This is a genomic window from Fusibacter paucivorans, assembly GCF_018390735.1.
In the GTDB taxonomy this organism is placed as follows: Bacteria; Bacillota; Clostridia; order Peptostreptococcales; family Acidaminobacteraceae; genus Fusibacter; species Fusibacter paucivorans.
On sequence record NZ_JAHBCL010000074.1, the window covers coordinates 1 to 2,778 of the forward strand.

General features: G+C 41.7%; 1 protein-coding gene. It reads right to left on the reverse strand.

Annotated features, from left to right (window positions below; genetic code table 11):
• Positions 1-2,293: InlB B-repeat-containing protein (locus KHM83_RS19440; RefSeq protein WP_213238700.1), on the reverse strand; the 2,293-nt coding region annotated here is incomplete at its 3' end.
• Positions 2,294-2,778: the final 485 nt, after the last annotated feature.

A 2,778-nucleotide genomic window follows, 5' to 3' on the forward strand; every position in this document is an offset into this window, starting at 1 on the left:
AACCGGTAAAGGTATGACCCGTCCATGTTGGATCTGCTGGTGCCGTTGCGGCGGAGCCGTAGTTGACGGATTCTGTTTTCAATTCTGTGCCATCGTGATCTTTGAAGACGACGTTATAACTGTTGATGCTGTACTGCGCCGTTACGGTTAACGCTGATGTAATGTTGTTGTATGCCACATCCCAACCGGTGAAGGTATAACCCGTACGTGTCGGCTCTGATGGCGCGGTTGCAGCAGAACCGTAGTTGACGGATTCTGTTTTTAGTTCCGTTCCTTCATAGTCTTTAAAGACGACATCATAACTGTTGATGTTATACTGCGCGGTTACGGTTAACGCTGATGTAATGTTGTTGTATGCCACATCCCAACCAGTGAAGGTATAACCCGTACGTGTCGGCTCTGATGGCGCGGTTGCAGCAGAACCGTAGTTGACGGATTCTGTTTTTAGTTCTGTGCCATCGTAATCTTTGAAGACGACGTTATAACTGTTGATGCTGTACTGCGCTGTTACGGTCAGCGCCGATGTAATGTTATTATATGCCACATCCCAGCCGGTGAAGGTATAGCCCGTACGTGTCGGCTCTGATGGTGCCGTTGCTGCGGAACCGTAGTCGACGGATTCTGTTTTCAACTCCGTTCCTTCATAGTCCTTAAAGACAACATCATAACTGTTGATGTTATACTGCGCGGTTACGGTTAACGCCGATGTGATATTATTGTATGCCACATCCCAGCCTGTGAAGGTATAACCCGTACGTGTCGGATCTGATGGCGCGGTAGCGGCGGAACCATAATCAACGGTTTGCTCATCTATGGTCGTGCCATTATAATCGACAAAAGATACTTTATAACTGTTAATTTTATACAGTGCTGTTATTGTCAAATCCGCTGCAACATTTGTGAAGCTTGCGCTCCATTTGTCAAAAGTATAGCCGGTTCGCGTCGGCGGCGTTGGCGCGGTTGCAGCATTACCTTCCTTGACGGTTACTGTGCTTATGGTCTTATTATCTGGGTCAACAAATGTAACAGTATACAACTTAGCATAAGTCGCCTTTACAGTCAGTGCTGATGTGATGTTATTGTAAGCCGTATTCCAACCCGTAAAGACATAGCCATCTCTCGTTGGCGCTTCCGGTGCGGTGGCAGCAGAGCCATAGTCAACATTTTGCTCATTAATGATTGTGTCATTATAATCGACAAAGGTTACTTTATAGCTGTTAATCTTATACTGTGCTATTATTGTCAAATCCGATGTTACATTTGTGAAGCCTGCGCTCCATTTGTCAAAAGTATAGCCAGTACGCGTCGGCTCTGATGGGGCTGTAGCATCTTCCCCATTTTTAACAGTATCAGTGCTTATTGTTGAGCCATCATAGTCTTTAAACGTAACCGTATGTGCTTGAACATAAGTCGCCTTTACAGTCATCGCTGATGTGATGTTGTTGTAAGCATTATTCCAACCCGCAAAGGCATAGCCATCTCTCGTTGGCGCTTCCGGTGCGGTGGCAGCAGATCCGTATTCAACGGTTTGCTCTTTAATGATTGTGTCGTTATAATCGACAAAGGTTACTTTATAGCTGTTAACTTTATACTGCGCTGTTATTGTCAAATCCGATGTTACATTTGTAAAGCCTTCGCTCCATTTGTCAAAGGTATAGCCCGTACGCGTCGGTTCTGATGGCGCCGATGCCGATAAGCCACGTTCCACACTTTGTGACTTTAATATTGCCCCATCATAATCCTCAAATGTGACCATATAATAAGCAGCCTCATTGTGTGCTACACTCCCCGAGCCGCTTGCGCTAAAATCTACCGCCCCAGTCGTTGATGTATTGAAACTTGTCATGACAATATAATAGGTGGTATTCGCCGTTAAAGATATATTCGGTAACATTGATAATGTATTTTCACTAGTATCATCATTACATATCATAAAATTTTCCAATGGCTTTGCTGGGTCAAATTTGTCTTTATACAGAATGAGAAATGTATCATATGGTGCATCATCAACCTTAAATGTGTAATTGCCACTCTTACTTGGTACAATTTTTACGGCGTAAAAATTTCTAAGATAGGCATCTGTTCCCGCTTTTACCTGAGAAGCATCGTAAACATCAGTAAAACTAGAACCGTCTTCCCTCTCATCTGCAGGTGTCATCGGTCGTATAAAAGTATTCCCTTCTAGCAAATTTCCTTCAAAGGGCGTATTAACTGCTGCATATGTATTGTAGGATCCCAAGCCCACTAATATCATTACACCAATTAGAACTGCAAAGTATTTTTTAAATCTCATTTCTGCCTCCATTCTTTATGCTAATCATCTATTATATTTATTTAGGATCTCCCAGTTGGCCTTTCCCGAAGTCCACTAAGAAACCCTTAATGCTCATTTTGTTTCTGCTACTCATAAAGCAGTGATTGATCAGGACCATTTCCTTATGACAACAAATACTATTATACCTTTTTTTATTCGAAAATTATTACTAATTTTTAAATTTTACAAAAAATAAACTTGTTTTTCAACAAGTTTTTTCAAGCTCAAATTTAGCGTTATTTTTTCTGCAAAAATTCATTGCTATTTATATAAATAAAACAAAAAACAGCAGGCTTTTAAAGACCTGCTGTTTCTAATGACATTGGTACCGAATTATTGATTAATGAGCCCAATGCTCTTTAACATATTCTCTATGGTTGCCGCTGCTTGCGCATAGGTGTAATTTCCTTTCGGATCAAGCTGTTGATTGCCAATGCCGTTCATGATCTTTGCATTGACAATGC